The organism is Streptomyces sp. NPDC048604 (genome assembly GCF_043199435.1).
Lineage (GTDB): Bacteria > Actinomycetota > Actinomycetes > Streptomycetales > Streptomycetaceae > Streptomyces.
The window spans coordinates 55,498-76,414 of record NZ_JBICVX010000008.1 but is presented as its reverse complement, the minus strand read 5'-3'; the positions used below and the strand labels follow the sequence as shown (position 1 = coordinate 76,414).

General features: G+C 71.6%; 10 protein-coding genes. 4 read left to right on the top strand and 6 right to left on the bottom strand.

Translation table 11 applies throughout. The features are described 5' to 3' along the window. Nucleotides 1-2 precede the first annotated feature (2 nt). The 5 genes from ACGFMM_RS18080 to ACGFMM_RS18060 form a co-directional block, all read right to left on the bottom strand. A complete protein-coding gene (locus ACGFMM_RS18080) occupies nt 3-2,021 on the bottom strand; it encodes a sigma-70 family RNA polymerase sigma factor (protein WP_393647336.1) in 2,019 nt (672 codons plus the stop codon). A 185-nt stretch (nt 2,022-2,206) separates the two neighbouring features. Continuing rightward, entirely contained in the window at nt 2,207-2,719 is a 513-nt protein-coding gene (locus ACGFMM_RS18075) for a hypothetical protein (RefSeq protein WP_393647335.1), read from the bottom strand. Between the two features lie 10 nt (nt 2,720-2,729). Further along, nucleotides 2,730-11,792 (bottom strand): DNRLRE domain-containing protein, encoded by a 9,063-nt coding sequence (locus ACGFMM_RS18070; RefSeq protein WP_393647334.1) that lies wholly within the window; start codon nt 11,790-11,792, stop codon nt 2,730-2,732. Between the two features lie 179 nt (nt 11,793-11,971). Continuing rightward, nucleotides 11,972-13,999, bottom strand: a complete 2,028-nt coding sequence (locus tag ACGFMM_RS18065) for a prolyl oligopeptidase family protein (protein ID WP_393647333.1) — start codon at nt 13,997-13,999, stop codon at nt 11,972-11,974. A 17-nt stretch (nt 14,000-14,016) separates the two neighbouring features. Beyond that, the gene (locus ACGFMM_RS18060; RefSeq protein ID WP_393647332.1) at nt 14,017-15,159 is read right to left on the bottom strand and encodes a monodechloroaminopyrrolnitrin synthase PrnB family protein; all 1,143 of its coding nucleotides are present in this window, start codon (nt 15,157-15,159) and stop codon (nt 14,017-14,019) included. A gap of 92 nt (nt 15,160-15,251) precedes the next feature. Between ACGFMM_RS18060 and ACGFMM_RS18055 the strand changes: the two genes are divergently transcribed. Continuing rightward, nucleotides 15,252-16,724, top strand: a complete 1,473-nt coding sequence (locus ACGFMM_RS18055; RefSeq protein ID WP_393647331.1) for a PLP-dependent aminotransferase family protein — start codon at nt 15,252-15,254, stop codon at nt 16,722-16,724. On the opposite strand, the gene ACGFMM_RS18050 is transcribed toward ACGFMM_RS18055, so the two are convergent. Then, nucleotides 16,705-17,184 carry an Lrp/AsnC family transcriptional regulator gene (locus ACGFMM_RS18050; protein ID WP_393647330.1) on the bottom strand — a complete coding sequence of 160 codons (480 nt, stop codon included), beginning with the start codon at nt 17,182-17,184 and terminating at the stop codon, nt 16,705-16,707. The genes ACGFMM_RS18055 and ACGFMM_RS18050 overlap by 20 nt on opposite strands. Before the next feature lie 139 nt (nt 17,185-17,323). Between ACGFMM_RS18050 and ACGFMM_RS18045 the strand changes: the two genes are divergently transcribed. The 3 genes from ACGFMM_RS18045 (at nt 17,324) to ACGFMM_RS18035 (ending at nt 20,916) form a co-directional block, all read left to right on the top strand. Further along, nucleotides 17,324-18,292: a DMT family transporter gene (locus ACGFMM_RS18045; protein ID WP_393647329.1), complete on the top strand. Its 969-nt coding sequence runs from the start codon at nt 17,324-17,326 to the stop codon at nt 18,290-18,292. Then, nucleotides 18,285-19,484 (top strand): aromatic amino acid transaminase, encoded by a 1,200-nt coding sequence (locus ACGFMM_RS18040; RefSeq protein WP_393647328.1) that lies wholly within the window; start codon nt 18,285-18,287, stop codon nt 19,482-19,484. The genes ACGFMM_RS18045 and ACGFMM_RS18040 overlap by 8 nt, the downstream gene beginning before the upstream one ends. An 85-nt stretch (nt 19,485-19,569) precedes the next feature. Beyond that, nucleotides 19,570-20,916: a tyrosinase family protein gene (locus ACGFMM_RS18035; RefSeq protein ID WP_393647327.1), complete on the top strand. Its 1,347-nt coding sequence runs from the start codon at nt 19,570-19,572 to the stop codon at nt 20,914-20,916. Nucleotide 20,917 lies beyond the last annotated feature (1 nt).

The window sequence follows — 20,917 nt, the reverse complement described above, 5'->3', positions numbered from 1 at the left end:
GGTCAGCGCGCGCCGAAGACCTGCGTCCAGTACGGGCCGCCGGCGTTGTGGATGCCGATGCCGATCTCCTTGAAGGAGCAGTTGAGGATGTTCGCGCGGTGGCCCGGGCTGTTCATCCAGGAGTTCATGACGTCCTGCGGGGTGCGCTGGCCCATGGCGATGTTCTCGCCGTACGTGGACCAGCGGTAGCCGGCCGCGGTCACCCGCTCCCCCGGGCCGTCGCCGTCGGGGTTGGTGTGGTCGAAGAAGTCCCGGGCCGCCATGTCCTCGGAGTGCCCCTGTGCGGCCCTGTCGAGCAGCGCGTTCCCGGTCACCGGGCCGCAACCGGCCTTCGACCGCTCGGAGTTCACGAGCGCCACGACCTGCTGGGCGGCGGAGCTGCTGCCGCCTCCGCCGCTGGTCGCCTCGCGCGTGGGACGCGGCCGCGGTGGCTGCGTGGTGGGGCGGACGGAGGGCTTGACCTTGGGCTTCGGTTTGGCCGAGGGGGTCGCGGTGGGCGAGGGCTTCTTGGTCGGGGTGGGCGAGGCGGAGGGGGTCGGCGACGTCGGGACGGCCGAGGAGGCGGACGCCTCGGCGGGCGCGACGGAGAGCCCGGACCCGGTCGACGGCGTGTCCGCGGCGTCGACCGTCGTCACGTCCTCGTCCCGGCCGCTGCCCAGGTAGAAGGACCCGCCGGTGACCGCGACCACGGCTATGCCGGCGGCGACCACGGCACGGCGACGGTCGCGCCGCCGCTGCTCCGCCTGCCTGCGCCGGGCACCGCGCCCGCCCCGGCCCCCGCCGACGGGCGACGGCACGGCCGCGGTGCCGGACGCCTCCGGAGCGGCCTCGTAGGACTCGCGCGCCACGCCGGTCTCGTACGGCTCGTGGACCGCGCCGGCCTCGTACGGCTCGTACAGCGCGGCCGACTCGTACGACGCGTGGGCCTGGCCCGACTCGTGGGGCGCGTACGCCTGGCCCGCCTCGTACGGCTCGCCGCTCCCCTGGGCGGCGTAGAACTCGTGGGTCTCACCGGCTCCGTACGGCTGGTACGCGGCATCGGACCCGTACGGCTCATAGGCACCCGCCCCGTACGTGTCGTACCCCGCGCCGGCCCCGTACGTGCCGTACCCCGCGCCGGATCCGGAAGCCCCGTACGTGTCGTACCCCGCGCCGGATCCGGAAGCCCCGTACGTGTCGTACCCCGCGCCGGGCCCGGTCGCCCCGTACGCCCCCGCGAGCCCCAGCCCCGACGCCCCCTCGCGGACCGCCGCGAGCAATACGGCCGCCGGCGGGACGAGCAGCAGGCCGGCCAGCAGGCCCTCGGCCGGGACGAGGCCGCTCCACAGGCCCGCGCAGCGGGCGCAGCCACGGGCGTGCCGGGATATTCGCTTGCGCCACAGCGCCGAGGGGCGGCCGTCCCAGCCGCCGAGCTCGTAGTGCAGCGTCGGGCACGGCGGGTTCTGCGCCACCGCCCGGACGACGATGCGGGCCGCCTCCAGCTGCTCCTTCATCCGCTGCACCCGGACCGCGGTGTGCGCGGTGGACAGGTCGAGGGCGACCGCGACCTCGTACCGGGTCAGCTGGCCGGCGCACTCCAGCCACCACAGCGAGAGCAGCGCGCTGTCGTCCGGCTCCAGCCAGCGGGTGGCCTCGGCGGTCTCCCGCCGCTGCCCGGAGAGGTTCAGCCGGACCACGGTCAGGTCGACGAAGTCGCCGCCGGGCTGGGCCAGTTCGCGGGCCTCGTCGAGGACGCCGGTGCGCAGGCCGGTCTGCCGGTCGTGCCAGTGGCTGCGTATCGCGTTCATGGCGATGGCCACCAGCCAGGAGCGGAAGCTGTCCGGGGCACGCAGCGTGCCGAGCCCGTCGAGGGCCCGCAGCATGGTGTCCTGCACCACGTCGTCGACGTCGTGGCCGCCGTTCAGCGCGCGGCCCACGATGTTGTACACGAGGGGCAGGTAGGCGCCGACAAGCTGGTCCCGCGCCCACGGGTCGCCGGCCTGCGCCGCCCTGACCAGATCCGTGCCGTGCTGTCCGCTCATCCCTGACTCACCCTGCCTGTCGCGCCTGCCGTCGTTCCCTGTGTCTGGGAGACCCCGGCGGTCCGGCCGGATAACGGAAAACGCCGAGAAATCTCGTGGAGGTCTCGACGGAGCATACGGAAGGCGCCCGGCCGGGGTTCGCCGGCCGGGCGCCTTCTTCACGTGATACCGCTCTCAGTGGCGGCTCAGGCGCGCAGGCGCCCCAGGTGTTCCAGCAGCTCAGGCCACTGTTCGTCCGGGCCGGCGCCGGTCAGCCGGAGATGGCCGGGGCCCGCCACGGACTCGAGGAAGAAGGCGGTGAAGTCGTCGGCCGCCTTCTCGAAGACGGGCGACATCCACCATTCGACCCCGGTGTCCGGGAAGTACCAGACCGCCCCGGATGCCCGGTCCACGAAGAACGGCTCGTCGGAGATCACTCCGGCGCAGAGCCACTTCTCCCGCCCGAGCGTCACCGCGGCGCCCTCCACCGGGTCGCAGTAGAACTGCATCCCGGCCAGCGCGCCGCCGGCGAAGACCGTCACGTCGCCGCAGGTCGCCCCGTCGCACACGGCGAGGAACTCCCGGACGGCGGGCGGGGTCTCCGGGTCGAGCGACTCGGGCCGTGCCCCGGCGGGCAGCGCGTTCATCATGCGCCACTCGTCGCGCTCGGCGAGGGCGGCGCGCAACTCCTCCACCGCCCGCCGGAGTTCGGCGTTCATCATGCGCTCCCTACCATTCGATCCTGATCTTGATCGGAGTGAAGTCGTCCAGGTTCTTGATCTGCGGCCAGATCTGCTGCGTGCCGATGTGCCAGTTGGTGTAGCGGTCGAGCATCTTGAGGTTACCGGCCGCGTCGGGGCCGCCGAGCTGGAGCTCGTGGACGTGGTCGGGGTCCATCCGGTTGAGGATGCGGTCCTTCAGCTTGTCGGCGAAGGCCGGGTTGGTGGAGCCGTACTGGTCGTACACCCGCTTGATCAGATCGCCCTTGTAGTTCTTGGTGATCTGCTTGTTGCGGGCGACGGGGTTGGGGGCCTTGAAGAGCTTGCCCTGGTCGCTGAGCTTCTGCAGGGCGGCGGCCTTCTTGGCGAACTCCACCTTGGACATGCCCTGCTGGTACTTGACCGTGATCTCGACCGGTCCGCAGTTCGCGTTGTGGACCAGCAGGCTCTGCCCGCCGGCGTCCACGTAGTACGTGTGGACGCCGTCGACGGTCAGGTTGTGGACCCGCTCGGTGCGCTTCTCGTGGGCGACGGCGGTGACCTGGATCCAGGTGCCGCTGGAGGCCCGCAGCCACGCGCCGGGGGTCAGGTCCGCGGCCTCGGCCCAGCGGCCGACGTCCGGCAGCCAGTAGGTGTGCGCCTCGGTCGAGGTGATCTTCCCGATGCGGTTACCGTCCCGGCCGTCGACGTCGACGGTCAGGGTGACGAGGTCCTTCGGGCCCTTGCTCGCGAGCGTGGCGCGCACCTCGCGGGCGCGGGTGTCGCCGGACTCGACGTCGGTGGCGAGCACCTCGTCGCCCTCGCGGAGCGCCTCGATGGCCTTCGTGGAGCCGTCGGCCAGCACCACCTTCGTGCCGGGCACGAAGCTGTTGGTGCACTTCGGGGCTTCGGGTTCCTTCTTGGGTGTGACGCCGGGCGTCTCGCCGTCGGCCTTCCGCGCGGTGCTCGCCGCGTCGCCGACGTCGTCGACCTTGTCGACGGTCTTGCGGACGTCGTTGGCGCTGTCGACCGCCTCGACGCCCTTGGCCACGTACTTGCCGGCCTTGATCGCCGTCGCTCCGTAGCCGACCAGCGGGATCGCCGACGCCATGGACAGCGCCGCGTCGGCGTAGTTGCCCTCGGCGGCGTACCAGATGCCGTTGGCGACGTCCGCGACCTCGCCGACCACCGGCACCATGCCGACGACGTCGAGCGCCGCGTGGCCGATGTCGGACAGCGAGAGGCCGAAGAGGTGGCCGTCGAGCTCCACGAAGGAGATCGGGTTGCCGCCGGCGAAGGCGTACCGGTTCCCGGTGAAGGGATCGGTGGCCAGCGACATGTCGGACAGGGCGCCGCCGTACGAGTCACGGGTCGTGAAGCGGTTCAGGCCCGGGTCGTAGTTGCGGAAGCCCATGTCGTACGTGCCGGAACCCTTGTCCCAGCGGGACGAGTTGAACCGGAAGGCGTTGTACGAGTCCTTGTCGGGCTGCGCCGCGTCGGGCTTGTCGGCACCGGTGAACTGGGAGGCGTCGTCCTTGCCGTACGCGGTGTAGCCGTACGTCGCGCGGGTCCTGCCGTCCTCCTTGGTGATGGCCTCGATGTCGCCGCGCGGGCTGGTGGTGTACTGCGAGTACTCCCGGCCGCCGCCGTCCTTGTGCTTGATCTGGGTGGCCTGCTGGCCGGACGGCAGGTACTGGTACGACTTGTCGGCCTTGCCGTTCAGCTCCTCGCGCAGCACCTGGTTGTCCAGGCCGAGGTAGGTGAACGCGGTGGTCTTGGCCTCGGCCCCCGAGGTGGCCTGGGAGACGGTCCGGTCGAAGGGGTCGTACGTGTAGCTGGTGGTGACCGCGCCCGCGCCGGAGCCGGTACGGGCCTTCACCTGGCGGTCGAAACCGTCGTAGGTGTACTTCTGCGAGGTCTCGCCGCCGATGCTGACCGTGTCGAGCCGGCCGAGCGGATCGTAGTTGTAGGTGGAGGAGACGCCTTCGGCAGTGGCGCTCAGCAGCCTGTTGCGGTCGTAGCGCTGCGTGGCCGTGATGCCGTCGACGGTCTGCTCGATGACGTTGCTGTTACGGTCGTACGTGTAGGACTCGGTCGCCGTGGAGTCGCCGGTCTTGTCGACCTTGACGATCCGGTCCTGGGGGTCGTACCCGAAGGTGTACGTGTTGTCGATGGTCGCCGCGTTGTCGTCGGCGTTCATCAGCGTGAGCACGTCCTTGGAGCGGTGGCCGTTCGGCGTGTACTCCAGGTCGTGCCGGGCGACGACCGCCCCGCCCGTGGTCTTCTCGACGGACTGCTTCACCGAGCCGTCGAGGTAGTAGGACAGGTCGAGCGTGTTGCCGTTGGGCCTGGTCTGCTTGAGCAGCTGCCCGCGGGCGGTGTAGGTCAGCGAGGTGATCTGCTGGTCCGCCGCGGTGGGCGAGTCGGCGTTGGTCACCTTGGAGACCAGGTTGCGCGCGTCGTACTCGATCTTCGACCAGGTGAGGTCGTGGGTCGAGGTGACGGGGTTGCCGTTGACGTCGTAGGTCAGCGCGGTGGTGTTCTTCACCGTGCCGCCGGCCAGCTCCTCGACCTTGGCGATCCGGTTCCCGCCGTCGTAGGCGATCCGGTAGGTGTCGATCTTCGCGCCGGAGGAGTTGTCCTTCACCTCCACCATGGCGCCGTTGGCGTCGTACGCGTAGGTGAAGTCCTTCTTCTCCGTGTCCGCTTCACCGGTGTTCGAGCGCACCAGCTTCACGGTGTCGGCGAGGACCGTCCCGTTGGCCTGGTCGGTGACGCCGACCTTGTGCGGACCGTCCTCGGCGAAGGAGTAACTGCCGAGGGAGACCCAGGCGCCGGCGTTCTGCGTCTGGTCGACGGTCTTGACCGTGCTGCCGCCGGAGTGGGCGACGGTGAACTTGGCGTCGCTCGCCGCGCCGGTCATCCGCGGATGCCGGACGAACACCTCGTAGGTGCCGTCCTGCGGGATGTGCAGCTGCCACGAGAACTCCGAGGCCCCGGTGCCGGCCGGGTGGGAGAAGGTGTCGTAGCCGTACTGCAGCTCGGACTGGGTGCGGGACCAGTTGCCCTGCGTCGCCGTGTTGTTGAAGTCCGAGCTGTCGACGAGCACGACCTGCCGGCCGACGGGCACACCGTCGTCGGAGCGGGCGCGCTGGTTGCCCGAGGGGTAGAAGTCCCAGGTCATGGTGCGCTGCTGGGAGCCGCCCGCCGAGGTCATGGTGTTCTTCGTCTGCTGGCCGAGCGCGTTGTACTCGTAGGACGTCGTGATGTCCCACGGGTCCTTCGCGGTCCGGGTCCAGCCGTTGTCGAAGTACGTGTACTCGGTGACGTTGCGGACGGTCTGGCCGCTCGACGGGGGCGCCGAGACGGACTGCAGATTGCCCACGGAGTCGTAGCTGTAGAGCGTGGTGTCGGGCGTGTTGTAGCGGGCGTCGTCCTTGTCGAAGGGCGAGCGCTCCTCCTTGACCCGGTTCAGCTCGTCGTAGACGGTCTCGGCCGTGAAGTCGTCGGCGTCGTCGGTGGTCTCGACGCCGCGCGGCGTGATCGTCTTCGTCCGGTTGCCGGCCTCGTCGTACGCGTACTTGGTGCTGCGGTACGTGACGGTCCCGGACGCGTCCTTGCCGAACGGCACCTTGGACTCGACGAGCGCGCCGCGTTCGTCGTACGTGGCGAGCGCCTCGTTGCCCTCGGAGTCGGTCTTGCCGAGGGTCAGGCCGTCCCGGTCGTAGCGGACGGAGGTGGCGTTCCCGAGCGGGTCCGTGGTCCTGACGACCCGGTGGTTCAGGTCGTTGGTGAACGCGGTGGTGTAGTCGTCGGGGTCCGCCGAGGCGTTCTTCTTCGGGTCGACGACCTTCACCACGTTGCCCACGCTGTCGTACGCGGTGGTGACCCTGCCGCCCTCGGCGTCGGTGGTGGCGACCGGCTGGTAGATCGCGTCGTACGTGGTGGTCGTCGTGTGGTCGCCGGCCGTCGGGGTCTCGTTGCCCCTCGGGTCGGTGATGGTCAGGACGTTGCCGACCTTGTCGTACGTGGCGGTGGTGCGGCGCACCGGATCGGTGGGCGCGTCACCGGGCATCGCCGCCTCGGTCAGCTGGTCGGCCTTGTCGTAGACGGAGGTCGACACCGTGCCGTTCGGGGCGGTGGTGCGGGTGATGTTGTCGTTGGCGTCGTAGAGCGGGGCGGGCGTGGTGATGAAGTCCCCCGCGGCCTGGTCCTTCGGCTCCTTCTTCTCCAGCGGACGGGCGAAGGTGTCGTAGACCTGGGTGACCTCGGCGCCCCGGGCGTTGACGACCTTCTTGACGTTGCCCCGTTCGTCGTACACGAACGTCGAGCGGTTCGAGGCGGCGTCGGTGATGGTCGCCGGGTAGCCGACCGGGGTGAAGTCGCTGTTGACGGTCGCGTGCCCGTTGGCGTCCGTGGACTTCGTCAGCTGTCCGTACGTGTCGTACTCGGACGTCGACGTGTAGTCGTCGGGCGTGGGCGTGGCGAGGCCCTTGGGGTCGGTGACCGAGGTGAGGTTGCCCCGGGCGTCGTAGCCGAACTGCCAGGTGCGGCCCTCCGGCGACTTCTTCCGGAAGAGGTCCGCGATATGGCCGTCGAGACCGGTGGAGTAGGTGTACGTCCGGGCCGCGGTGCCGTTCTTGTTGGCCTCGGCGTCCCTCTGCTCCAGCGGGTAGCCGGTCTTCTGGTCGTAGACCCAGGTGGTGACGGCCCCGTTGGCCTCCTCAAGCCGGGTCACGTTGTTGTCGGCGTCCCAGTTGAGCTTCGTGGTCTCGGACTTGGCGTTGGTGAACCGGCCGACGCGTCCGTAGCCGTCGAGCAGCTGGGTGGCGGTGTGGTTCTCGGCGTCGGTGACCTTGGTCTCGATCGTCGAACCGGCGCTGCCGTCGGGGTCGGTGTACACGAAGCCGGTGGCGCCGCCGAGGCGGTCGGTGACCGTCTGGGTGCGCCAGTGGAACTTCGGGTCCTCGTGCTCGTTCGGGTAGTAGTAGTCGAGTGAGGTCGCGTTGCCGCGCGGGTCGGTGACCTTGACCAGCTTGACGTTCTTGTTGCCCTGCGTGGCGTCGTACTCGAAGGCGAACACCTTCGGCTGGGCGGTGCCCGCGCCGTCGGTGAGCTTGGTGAGCAGCCCCTTGTCCGAGTACTCGAAGGTGAGCTTGCGCTGCGAGACGTCGGTGATCGACTTGACGTGGTCGATCACCTTCGCGCCGGCGCCGTCGGCCTTCGTCCAGTAGTCGAGGGTGAGCGTCTGCCGGCCGGCCGGGTCGGTGATGTAGCGCAGGAACTTGACCGGCTTGTTGTTGGACTTGCGCTCCTCGTAGGTGAACGACTGGGTGTTGCCGTTCTTGTCCACCGTCGAGGTGATGTAGCCGTCGCAGTCGAAGAAGAACTGCGTACGGTCGGGGCGGGTCAGCGACCAGGCCTGCGGATCGCCGTCCTTGTCCGGGCTGCAGTCCGTGCCCGCGCCCTGGCGGAGCAGGTAGTGCACGCCGGCCGGGGCCTTCCACGTGCCGTCGGCCTGCTTGCGGAAGACGTGCGAGGTGCCGTCGCCGTCCGGCAGGGTCACCTCGGTGGGGTGGGGGTTGGGATGGAAGTCGAGGCCCGTGCCGAGCCGCAGCGGTGAGGCGGCCTGCGCGGACCAGCCGTGGCCGAGGACGGTGTCGGAGGTGTCGAGCGAGTTGTACGCGAGCCGCAGGAAGGTGGTGAGTCCGCGGCCGGGGTTGTTGAAGGCGTTGTACTGCCAGACGGCGTTGCCCGCGTACACGTTGTTCATCAGCGTGCCGCCGGCGCCGGTGTTCTTCCCGCTGTACGAGAGGAACTTCTCCATGCCGAGCTGGTCGGAGGTGGGGTCCTCGACGCGGATGTTCTGGGCGAGCGCCGGGATCGACTCGGTGGCCGACAGCCAGGTGCCGGCGACGGTGTCGCGCAGGTCCCACTTGAGGACGTAGTCGAGGCGCTTGTTGCCGGAGTCGGAGTTGATCGGCGTCCGCAGCGCGGCCGGGACGGTCACCGACTCGCCCGGGTACAGGTCCCGGGGCAGGGCGGTCTGCAGCTGGTTGCCGCCGGTGGTGGCGTCGGTGCCGTCCGGGAGCGACCAGGTGTAGGAGAGCTTGCGCTCGGCGGCCCGCCACACCGAGGTGGTGGTGTTGGTCAGGGTGACGTCGACGGTGTAGTCGTCGCCGGGGATCATCCGGGCCGGGGTGTACGGCGCGAAGTACGTGGAGTCGGTCGACTTGTCGATGTATGTGACGACCAGCTGCGGCCGCAGCTGCGGCTCCTCCGCCTCCGACGACAGGAAGACCGTCCGCTCCTGCGGGCCGGTCGCCGACTCGTCGCGGAGCCGGAGCGCCACGCCCTTGTTGTTCGCCGGGTCGGTGACCCAGCTCTGGGCGAGGGAGGTCACGTACCAGCTCTGCCGGGCCGGGTCGTTGGTGACGGTGCCGACGGTGTCGGCGACGACCCCGTCCATGTCGCCGCCGGGCGTGGTCCACGCGGTGCCCGCGGCGGAGTTGTTCCAGGAGGCGGCGGTCTCGTCGAAGTCGCGGGTCAGACCGTGCGCCTCGTAGATCGCGCCGGCGGTGTCCGTGGTGGTGGTGAAGCCCCACAGGTCGAGCTGCGCCTCCAGGACGCGGGAGGCCGCGGGGATGCCGGTGAGCGGGAACTTCAGCAGGGCGCGGGTCTTGCCGTACGTGCCGCTGTTGTTGCCGACGGACAGCCACGGCCGGGTGAGGCCGGAGTCGGAGAGTGTGTCGTGGCCGGTGGCCGGCTGGGTGGACGACAGGGTGGTGTCGGCGCCGGTGCCCTGGAGGACGACCGTCGTACGGCCGGCCTTGGGCAGTTTGACGATCTGCGTGGGCGCGGGGACGATCTGGCCGTCCTTCGTCTTCACCGCGACCATGTAGTAGAAGACGTTGCCGAAGGAGTCCGCCGAGTCGGCGGGTGTCGGCGTCGCCGTCGAGTCCGTGAACGCGGTCAGGTCCTTCGACACCGGCGCGACCAGGGTCTGCGCGGACGGCGTGAAGGTCTGGAACACGCTGCGGTGGACCTGGTACTCGACGAAGTCGTCGCCGTCGGCGGTCGACGGGTCGGCGTACGCGGACCAGTCGAGCTCGGCGCCGGTGGCGTGGATGACCTGCGGCGCGTCCAGCGTGACGCCGGGCCGTCCCCAGGTGAGCACCAGCTTCGGGAAGTTGGCGGCCTCGCCCTTGTAGGCGAACTCGGCGGCCTCGTACCGCGGACCGCCCTTGGGCGCGCTCGCGGACTCGTCGCCGGCCTTCACCACGAAGCCGTTGTTCGTGTACGTGCCGTCGATCCACTGCTGGACGGTCTTCGTCACCGGGAAGGTGTGCCAGGTGTTCAGCTCGCCCGGCTTCTTGGTGACCACTCCGCCCTTGGTGAACCGGACCGCGTCCGCGATGACCGAGGTGGTGGCGGACGCGGGGCCGTCGCCGAGGACGATCTTGCCCGCGGTGCCCGCCTTGAACGGGTGGGTGCCGAGCGGCTTCCACACGCCGCCGCTGCCGGACTGCTGGTCGACCGTGTACGCCCTGCTGCCGCCGTCGTACGTGACGGTGTACGGCGCGGCGCCGGCCCGGTCCGAGGCGGGGACGTAGTGCGCGTCGACCTGGTACTGGCCGTCCTCGGGAAGGTTCGGCTGCCAGGTGTAGGTGTCCCCGGCGACCGCGTCCTTGTTGTACAGGTAGTCCTGATTGACCGCGTACTGCGTGAACGCGGTGTTCCCGGAGGCCGGCCAGGCGCCCTTGGCGGCGGTGGTCCCGGCGTCGCCGTCGTCGACCACGACCGAGGTGCCGGACAGTTCGCCGGTCAGGCCGTTGGCGTTGTTCCAGGTCGCGCCGGTCTCGGTCCAGGCGCCGGTGGCGCGGTGGGCCTCCAGCCGGACCTCGGTGTCGCCGGTGGTGTGGGTCTGGTCGTAGTAGAGCTTCAGCTCGGCCGAGTCGAGCTTGGTGCCCGCGGGCACACCGGACAGGCCGAAGTACAGCATTGCGCGGGAGCTGCCGGCGCTCGTGTTGCCGACGGAGAGCCGCCAGCTGCCGTCGTGGTTCGCCGCCGGGTCGTCCGACGTGATCATCACGTCGCGGGACTGGGTGGTCGTCGGCGAGATCGAGATGGTCGGGTCGACGACCACCGGGTACCGGCGCTCCGGTGCGGCGAGCCAGGCGGCGTCGGGCTTCAGGCTCAGGGCGTACGAGCCGTCGCGGCCGGTGAGCCGCTGCTCGACGTCGTGGCTGGCCGCGGTGCCGTACGCGCCGCCCGTCTCCGGCCGGGCGTCCGTCATGAACGGGGCGGGGATGACCAGTTCGGGGCGGGTGGGGCCGGCGCTCTCGCTGTACAGCGCGATGGAGCCGTCCTTGCGCGACTGGGCGGAGAGGCCGTGGGTGGTGAGGGTGAACTCGTAGGCGGGGGCGCCGGCGGGCCGTCCGCCCAGGACGATGCCCTCCTTCACGGTGCCGTTGCCGACGTCGTAGGTGAGGTCCGTGCCCTTGCCGAGGGCGTCCTTGTAAGTGACGGTGCTGCCGGAGGTCTGCGGGACGAGCTTGCGCCCGCCACCGCCCTTGAGGCCGATGGCGGCCCAGTGTCCGTCGTCGAGTTCGAACCGGACGAGCCGGCCGGCGGTGTCGCCGAACCAGGTGCGGGCGACGTTGGTGGTGTTGGCGTGGGTGAAGCCGGCCCGGTCGGTGGGGGCGACCGTGGTGTCGATGGGCCTCCAGGTCCGCTCCCGGCCCTTGCCGGTGGCGTAGTGGGTGGCCACGCCGGAGACCTCGGACTGGATCCGGCCGTCGGAGAGCTGCCAGTAGCGGGCCTGCGGGGTGCGCCGGTCGGTGAGCTCCTTGACCCGCCGGGGCTTGGCGGCCGCCTTGCCCTTGGGGAGGTGCTCGTTGCTGGGTACTGCGGTGTCGGGCAGCCGGGGCGGGGCGGCGTCCTTCTCGCCGTCGCCGCCGAACCAGCTCTTGATGCCGTCGACGATCGCGTCGCCGTCGGGCGGCGCGGCGTACGCGGGCAGGGGGCTGATCGTCGCGACGACCGCCATCACCCCGCTGACCGCAAGGAGCCTGCGCGCTCGTGGTCCGAACATGGGTCATGTCCCTTCCCCGGCGGCCTGATGGCAGCCGTCAGCGGCAGGTTCTACCGAGGAATGAACAGTGCATGTCAAGCACTGCCGCAAAGCGCCCGTTCACGGCTGACAGGCAGTCAATCAGCCGTGAACGGGCGCAAAGCGGTGCTGCGGCTCGGCCCTGCGGGCTCGAGGAAGGCTCAGCTCTGTGGCGGGCTCAGCTTCTGCCGGAGGAAGGTGTGCACGAGCGCGTCGTTGTGGGCGGTCTGCTCGTTGTCCGAGGCGCCCGCGTGGCCGCCGCCGGTGTTCTCGTGGAACAGCACCTCGTGCCCCAGCTCGCGCAGCCGCGCCGCGGCCTTGCGCGCGTGCCCGGGGTGGACCCGGTCGTCGCGGGTGGAGGTCATCAGCAGCACCGGCGGGTAGCTCCGGTCCGCGGCCAGGTGGTGGTACGGGGACAGCTCGCGCAGGTGCTCCAGGTCGGACGCGTCGTCCGGGTCGCCGTACTCGGCGATCCAGGACGCCCCGGCGAGCAGCTTGTGGAACCGGCACATGTCGAGCAGCGGCACCTCGGCGACCAGCGCGCCGAACAGCTCGGGGCACCGGGTGAGCATCGCGCCGATGAGCAGTCCGCCGTTGCTGCCGCCCTCGGCGCCGAGCATGGCGGGGGTGGTGACGCCGCGCGCCACGAGGTCCCGGGCCACGGCCGCGAAGTCCTCGAAGGCCCGCGGCCGGTTCGCGCCGAGCGCGGCCTGGTGCCATTCGGGGCCGTACTCGCCGCCGCCGCGGATGTTGGCGATCACGTATGTACCGCCCTGCTCCAGCCAGGCCCGGCCGGTGACCCCGCCGTAGTACGGGGTGAGGGAGACCTCGAAGCCGCCGTAGCCGTAGAGCAGCGCCGGGCCGGGGCCGGTGACCGAGCGGTCCGGGCCGATCTCGAAGTACGGGACGCGGGTCCCGTCCTCCGAGACGGCGAAGTGCTGGCGCACCGCGAGTCCGGCCGCGTCGAACCGGGCGGGGGCCTGCTTGAGCAGCTCCGAACCGGCGCCGATCTCCCCGCGGTAGAGCGTGGAGGGCTGCAGGAAGCCGGAGACGTCCAGGAAGTACTCGTCGGAGACGTCGGGGTCGGTGTCGACGACGCTCACCGCGGACAGCGCCGGGACGTCGGCGAGCGGTTCGCGCGTCCAGCCGTCCGCACCGGGCGTGAGCACCTCGATCCGGGTGCTGACGTCGTGCATCGTCTCCAGGATCAGATGGCGGCGGGTCCACGACTGGCCGGCGAGGGCGGTGCGCTCGTCGGGGGTGAACAGCGCCTCGGCGGTGCGGTCGCCGGCGAGGAAGGCGTCGAAGTCGAAGGCCAGCAGCGAGCCCGCCGGGTGGCCCAGCCAGTCGGACTTGAGCAGCACGATCAGGTGCGTGCGGTGGGCGTACGCCTCGGCGTCGTCCGGGACGTCGATCCGGACCAGCTCGCCGCCGGCGGTCAGCAGGTGCAGCTCGGCGTGGAAGAAGTCCAGCGAGCGGCCGACGAAGTCGCGCTCGAAGCCGGGGGTGGAGTCGTGCATGCCCCAGGCGTCCACGTCGTCCTGCTCCGCCTCGAAGACCTGCTCGGCCTCCGTCAGCGGGGTGCCGCGCCGCCAGCGCCGCACCGTGCGGGGGTAGCCGGAGTCGGTCAGCGAGCCGGGCCCGAAGTCGGTGCCGACGAAGACGGTGTCGGCGTCGATCCAGCCGATCCGGGTCTTGGCCTCGGGGACCCGGAAGCCGTCCTCGACGAAGGTCAGTCCGGCCATGTCGAACTCGCGGACCACGACCGCGTCCCCGCCGTCCCGGGACAGCTGGACGAGGGCCCGGTCGTACGCGGGGTGGCGGACGCGGGCCCCGGCCCACACCCACTTCTCGCCCTCGGCCTCGGCGAGCGCGTCGACGTCGAGCAGCACCTCCCACTCGGGCGCGTCCTTGCGGTACTGCTCCGGTGTCGTGCGCCGCCACAGGCCACGGACGTGCTCGGCGTCCTGCCAGAAGTTGTAGAGGTACGCCCCGCGCCGCGTGGTGTACGGGATCCGGTCCGAGGCGTCCCGCACCTCCCGCACCCGCGCCTTCAGCCCGGCGAAGCCGGGGTCGGCGACGAGCGCCGCCTCGGTCTCGGCGTTCCGCTCGGCCACCCAGGCGAGGGCGTCCTCGCCCGAGACGTCTTCCAGCCAGAGGTACGGGTCGTCTGCGCTCTCGGGATGCATTGCTGCATTGTGCCGGATCAGAGCCCGGCCGCCGCCCTCAGCCGGTCGAGCCGGTCCCGCGCCCCGAAGCCGCCGGCCCGCGGCCGGGCCGTCCGCAGGTCGACGAGCCGGGCCAGCTGCGCCACGACCACGTCGAGGGGCGGGCCGCTGGAGGTGAGGTCCCCGGCCTCGGGCAGCAGCGACGCCGGCTTCTGGAGGAAGGGCACGACGAGCCGGTGGTGGTGGAAGGAGGAGACGGCGCCGTGCCGCGTGCACAGGGTGAGCAGCAGCCGGGCGTTCTCGCGCAGCTGGGGCGTGACGGGCCGCTGCTCCGCCTCCCGCAGGAAGTCGTCGAGCAGCGGTTCGGCGCGTACGGCGTCGCGCAGGGCGGGCTGGTCCTCCGGCGGCAGGTAGGGCTGCTTCTCGGTGAGCACGGCCTGGTAGAAGGGGTCGTGCGGGGAGCACAGGCCGAGCAGGAGGTCGACGGCGTTGACCGCCGCGAAGTCGCCCGCGTTCGCGCCCCGGTACTCGGCCGCGCCGACGCGATGGGACTTGAAGTACGGCCGGATGTTGTGGAAGAAGCGGTTGACGTCGAGGTTCTTGCTCAGGGTCGTCCCGAAGTCCATGGCGTCGTCGAGCCCCGCCAGCGCCTCGCGGAGCAGGTACTCGGTCATGGGGCTGGACGCTCCGAGGGGCCCGACGCCGCCCAGGGCGGTGGCGGCGCGGCGGTAGGCGAGGCCGGAGAGCGCGTTGTGGACGATGAAGGTGCGCTCGTCGTCGAACGAGGTGAAGGTGCGGATCCGGTCGCCGACCGCCCGGTTGCAGAACGCCTGGTGGGCGAAGACGAAGCGGGGTGCGACGCCGAGGGAGGCGCCGAGGGCGGTCGCGAGGGGCCAGGCGGACGACTGCGGGCCGTGCGGGGCGTCGACCTCGTGGCGGCGGCAGGCGGCGAGGTACATGCCGACCGAGCCGAGGAGTTCGTAGCGGGTGTCGCGGTCGGCGGCGAGCACGGCGCGGCCGTCGTCCTCGGCGATCCGGCGGACCAGCGCCGCCCCCTCCTGCGCGAGGCGCTGTTCGAGCCGGTCGGCCGCGGCGCCGGCCTCCTCCAGACGGGTGTTGAGGGCGACGAAGTCGGTCCGGAGCCAGTGATCGAAGGCGTCGACGGCTGCGGTGCTGTGCATGGGGCTGGCCTCCACAACTGCGGTACTCGGTCAGGTGCGTGGCTCCATTCGATCTTCCGGTTGGTCCGGCGGCCAGTACCATCGGTGGCCTTGTGGACAGGACCAAAGAGACCGAAGAAGGCGCGGACTTCCTGCAGTTGCGCCGACCCGACGCTCCGGCGGCGGGCCTGACGGCCTGGCTGGTGGACGCGATCCGCGCGGCGGTCGCCGACGGCCGGCTGCGCACGGGCGCGCGGCTGCCGGCGACCCGGGCGCTGGCGGCCGACCTGAAGCTCTCGCGCGGGGTCGTCGTCGAGGCGTACCGGCGGCTCGCGGAGGAGGGCCTGGTCAGCGGGCACGCGGGCGGGGGCACGCGGGTCACGGCGGTGATGGCCGGGCCGGGGCGGCCGCGGACCGGGAGCTCCCCCGCGGCGCGGCTGGGGGCGGCCGTGCCCCGGCTGCCGCTGGGGCCGGCCGCGCCGGCGGTGGAGATCGACCTCTCGCCGGGGCTGCCGGACCTGTCCGCCTTTCCGCGCACCGCCTGGCTGCGGGCCGAACGGCAGGTGCTCGGCGGGGCGTCGACGGCGGAGTTCGCGTACGGCGATCCGCGCGGCTCGCTCGCGCTGCGGCGGGAACTGGCCGGCTGGCTGGGCCGGGTGCGGGGCGTGCGCGCGGATCCGGGTGACGTCCTGGTGGTGGGCGGCGTCGCCCAGTCCCTCGCGCTGCTCGCGCAGACGCTGCGGGCCAGGGGCGTCACGGAGCTCGCGGTGGAGGACCCGGGGTCGCGCGGGGCCGTCGACGCGCTGACGTACTGGGGCGTGCGGCCGGTGCCCGTACCGGTGGACGAACAGGGCCTGGACGTGGGCGAGTTGACCCGTACCGGTGCGTCGGCGGCGCTGCTCACCCCGGCCCACCAGTTCCCGACCGGGGTCGTCCTCGCGCCCGGCCGCCGCCGCGCGCTGCTGGCCTGGGCGGCGGCAGGCGGGCTGGTCGTCGAGGACGACTACGACGCGGAGCACCGCTACGACCGGGCGCCGGTACCGGCCCTCCAGGCGTCCGCGCCGGAGCAGGTGGTGCACACCGGCAGCGTGTCCAAGACGCTGGCGCCCGGCATCCGGCTGGGCTGGCTGATCGCCCCGCGCGCACTGCAGGAGGAACTGGTCGCGGCGAAGCACGCGAGCGATCTCGGCTCGCCGGTGCTGCCGCAGCTCGTGCTCGCCCGGCTTATCGCGGGCGGTGACCTGGACCGGCATCTGCGGCTCACCCGCGGCCGCTACCGGAGCCGCCGGGACGCCTTCCTGACCGCGCTGACCGCACGGCTGCCCTCCGCGCGGGTCCAGGGAATCGCCGCGGGCCTGCATCTGCTGATCACGTTCCCGGAACTGTCCGGGACGGCGGCCGACACGGAGCTCGCGGACCGGGTGCGCGCCGCCGGGGTCCTCACTCATCCGCTCTCCTGGCACCGCGGCCGCCCCGGCCCGCCGGGCCTCGTCGTCGGCTACGCGGCCCATCCGCCGGACCGGCTGCGCGAGGCCGCGCGGCGCATCGCGGCGGAGGTGGACGGGGTCAGGCGCGGCGGCGGGTGAGGCCGCCGGGGCGCGGAAAGACCTTGGACTGCTTGACGCTGCCGAAGGCGAAGCTGGACTCGATCGACGCGATGCCGGGGATGGCGTGGATCCGTGTACGGACCAGGACCTCGTACGCCTCCAGGCTCTCGATCACGACGCGCAGCAGGTAGTCGCTGCTGCCGGCCATCAGATAGCAGTCCTGGATGTGGTCGATGAGGCCGACGTGTTCCTCGAAGGCGTTGACCGCCTCGGCGGTGTGCCGCTCCAGACCGATCCGGACGAAGACGGTGATCGGCAGGCCGTAGGCGACCTGGTCGACCATCGCGGTGTAGCCGCTGAGCAGCCCGGCCTCCTCAAGGCGCCGCACCCGGCGCAGACAGGGCGAGGGGGAGAGACGGACGCGGTCGGCGAGGTCCTGGTTGGACAGCCGGCCGTCCGCCTGCAGCTCGCGGATGATCTGGAGATCCACGTCGTCCATCGTCGCTCCTTGGCAGATTCTGCCCCCACGCTAGGTCTGGTGGGCAGAACTGGCAATCGGCTGCCCCGGCAAAGCTCCTAGGGTTGCGGCTCGGGCGGGGGTGTCTCCGACCTCGTTCCGAGTGGGAGGAAACGTTTCAGTGGTCGCAACGACAACGACGGCGCCGGCCGAGGCGCCGCCCGCGGCCGGCACCCGGCGCGGGATCGTGTCGCCGCGGGCGGCGGGTCCCCTGGCCCTCGGCCTGACGGTCCTGATCTGGGCCGGCTTCGCACTGAGCGCCCGCGCGCTCGGCTCGTCGACCCTGCTGCCCGCCGACGCCGCCCTGATCCGCTTCGGGGTGCCGCTGCTGGTCCTGGCCCCCGCCCTGTGGCGCAGGCGCCGGCAGCTGGCGGCCGTACGGCCGGGGCCGGCCCTCAAGATCGTGTGCGGCGCCGGCGTGCCGTTCTTCCTGATCGTGATGTACGGCGGCTCGCTGACCTCGGCCGCGTACGTCGGCGCGATCGTCCCCGGCATGGTGCCGCTCTTCGTCTCCGCCCTCATGGTGGCGAACGGGCGGGGCCTGCCGCGCGGTACGCAGACCGCGGGCCTCGCGCTGATCGTGGCGGGCGTCGTGGCGCTGGTGTGGCGGTACACCGTCGCGCTCGACCAGGACATGCTGCTCGGCGCGGGTGCGCTGCTCGTCGCCAGCGGGCTGTGGGCGCTGTACACCGTCGGCCTGCGGGAGGTGGGGCTCGACCCGGTCGGCTCCATCGGAGTGCTGTGCCTGCCGTCGTTCACGATCGTCGCGCTGCTGGCGCTGACCGGCGTGCTGCCCATGGGCCTCGGCCGGGCGGCCGGCGGCGACGTGCTGCTGTTCCTCGTCGTCCAGGGCCTGGGCGTGGGGCTGTGCGCGGGCCTGCTGTACGCGTTCGCGATCCGCCGGCTGGGCCCGGAGCGGTGCGCGGTCGTGGGCAGTCTGAGCCCCGTGGCGGTGGTCCTGCTCGCCGTCCCCCTGCTGCATGAATCGCCGACGGTCTCCGTCCTGATCGGCGTCCCCCTGATCACCACGGGCGTCGTCCTGGCCAACCGCCGCGCCCGCACCACCACCGAGGACACCGCCCGTGCTTGAGCTGCTTCCCGCCCCGCCCGTCGACCCGCTGTGGGACCTGACCGCGGAGTACGCCGCCGACCCGCGCCCGGAGCGCCTGGACCTCGTCCTCGGGGTGTACCGCGACGACTCGGGGGCGACCCCGGTGATGGCCGCGGTCCGCGAGGCCGAGACGCGACTCGCCGAGCGGGCGGAGTCGAAGGAGTACCGGGGCCTGTCCGGCAACACGCGCTTCAACCGCTCGATGCAGGAACTGATCCTGGGCGCGGGAATCCCCGCCGAACGTGCCGTGACCGTCCAGACGGTGGCCGGAACGGGCGCGCTGCGGCTGCTCGCCGACCTGGTGCGGCAGTCGTACCCGGGCACGACGGTGTGGATCAGCGATCCCGCGTACGTGAACCACCGCCCGATCCTGGAGGCCGCCGGCCTGAAGGTCCGCACGTACGCCCTCGGCGACGGCGCGGACCTCGTCGACGGTCTGCGCGCGGCGCGCCGCGACGACGTGGTGCTGCTCCAGGGCTGCTGCCACAACCCGACGGGCGTCGACCCGACGCCCGAGGAGTGGCGGGCGCTGGCGGACCTGGCCGCCCGGAACGGCTGGGTCCCCCTGATCGACCTGGCGTACCACGGTCTGGGCGACGGCCTGGAGGCGGACCTGGCCGCGACGAGGATGCTGGCGGCACGCCTCCCGGAAGTCCTGATCGCGGTCAGCTGCTCCAAGAACTTCGGCCTCTACGCCGACCGCACGGGCTGCGCCATGGTCCTGTCGCCGTCGAGGGCCGCCCTCCGGCAGGTCGAGACCACGCTCCAGAACGCCGCCCGCACCCTGTACTCGATGCCCCCGGAGCACGGCGCGGCGGTCGTGGCCACGATCCTTCAGGACGAGGCCCTCCACGCCCTGTGGCGCACCGAACTCGACACCATGCGCACCCGCATAGCCGGCAACCGCGCCGCCCTGGCCGGTCGCCTGAAGGCTCTGGGCAGGGACCTCGAGGCCGCCGCCCTGTCCCACCAGAAGGGCATGTTCTCCACCCTCCCCCTCACCCCCGACCAGATGCGCCGCCTCCGCCGCGGCTTCGCCGTCTACGGCACCGCCGGAGGCCGCATCAACATCGCCGGCCTCACCCCGGCCCACCTCCCCCACCTGGCCGACTCCCTGGCCGCCGTCCTCGATGCACATCCGGCCCGGCAGGACGCGCCTTCCGCCATGTGAGCTGTTCACCTCGGCAGCCGTTACAACGGGTGGTGACCTTCACATGTATAGGCACTGTCCGTATACGACCGGGGGTGGAGGCACCGTGACCAAGAAGCGCCGGGACATCAACGAACTGACCCAGGCCCAACTGGACGACTACATCCACGCACTCGACATCCTGCGCGCACGCTCGGCGGTGGACCCCAGTGATCCCACGGGCTACGCGTTCCAGGCCGACCTGCACAACGACGTGTTCGTCGGCCCGTGCGAGCACGGCAGCGACGCGTTCCTGCCGTGGCACCGCGCGCACCTGTACTACTTCGAGCAGCTGCTGCAGGCGGCCGACCCGCCCCGGACGGCCGACGTCACCATCCCGTACTGGGACTGGATCCATCCGCAGCCGGCCGGGAAGTTCCCTCCGGCGTTCGCCAGGCCCGGGCTGACCGCGACGCCGGACCGGGATCAGCTGCCCAAGGAGCTGCCGCCCGACACGCTGGAGATCGTCACCACCGAGACCGACCAGGAGCTCTTCGCCGGGTTCCCGGAGGACGATCCGGCCGGTGACTACGGCCGCCTCGAAGAAGGCCCGCACAACTACATGCACCCCGAGTTCATCGGGGGCATGATGGCGGATCCGAGCCAGGCGGCGAAGGACCCCATCTACTGGAGCTTCCACTGCTTCATCGACCTGATGTGGGCCGAATGGCAGCGGCGCAACGGCTCACCGGCCCTGACGTCGCCCACCAAGGACCTCCGCGGATTCACCAGCCGGCCCAGGCACAAGATCGCGGACTTCCACGACACGGAGGCCCTCGGCTACGCGTACGCGTACTCGCCCCGGCTCACCACCGCGTTCGGCATCGCCCCTCCGGTGCCCGCACCGATGGAGCTGGTGGCCTCCAAGCCGATGGATCCGGTCTCGGCGGACGACCTCACGACCCAGCTCCGTGACACGCAGCGGGCCCAGTTCCGCTTCTCGGCCCCGCCCGAGGAGGGCCGGCGTCTGGCCGTACGGCTCAGCGAACTGAACGTCCCCAAGACCGGAAGCTTCATGATCCGGGGCTACGCCCACCCTCAGAACGTGGAGTTCCGGGCCGACGAGGACTTCGCCCAGCGCTACGGCGTCGGGTACGTGGTGATGTGGCGCATGCACCTGCACGAGGGCGCCCACGGCGGCCACGGCGGCGGGCACGACCACGGTGAGCACGGGCACGGAGGCCACGACCACGGGGGTCATGACGGCCCCCCGCCTCCCGCCCATCACCCCACGTCCTGTACCGCCCGCTTCGACGTGACCGCGGTACTGGACTCGACGCCCGAGCCGACCGAGGAGCACGTGCTCACGCTCCGGTACGTCCCGCTGCCCACGAGCACCGACCCCGCCGACCAGCCGGCCGAGTTGATCGAGGAAGTCGCCCTGGAAAACGTGCTCATGGAGGTGTACGCCTGAG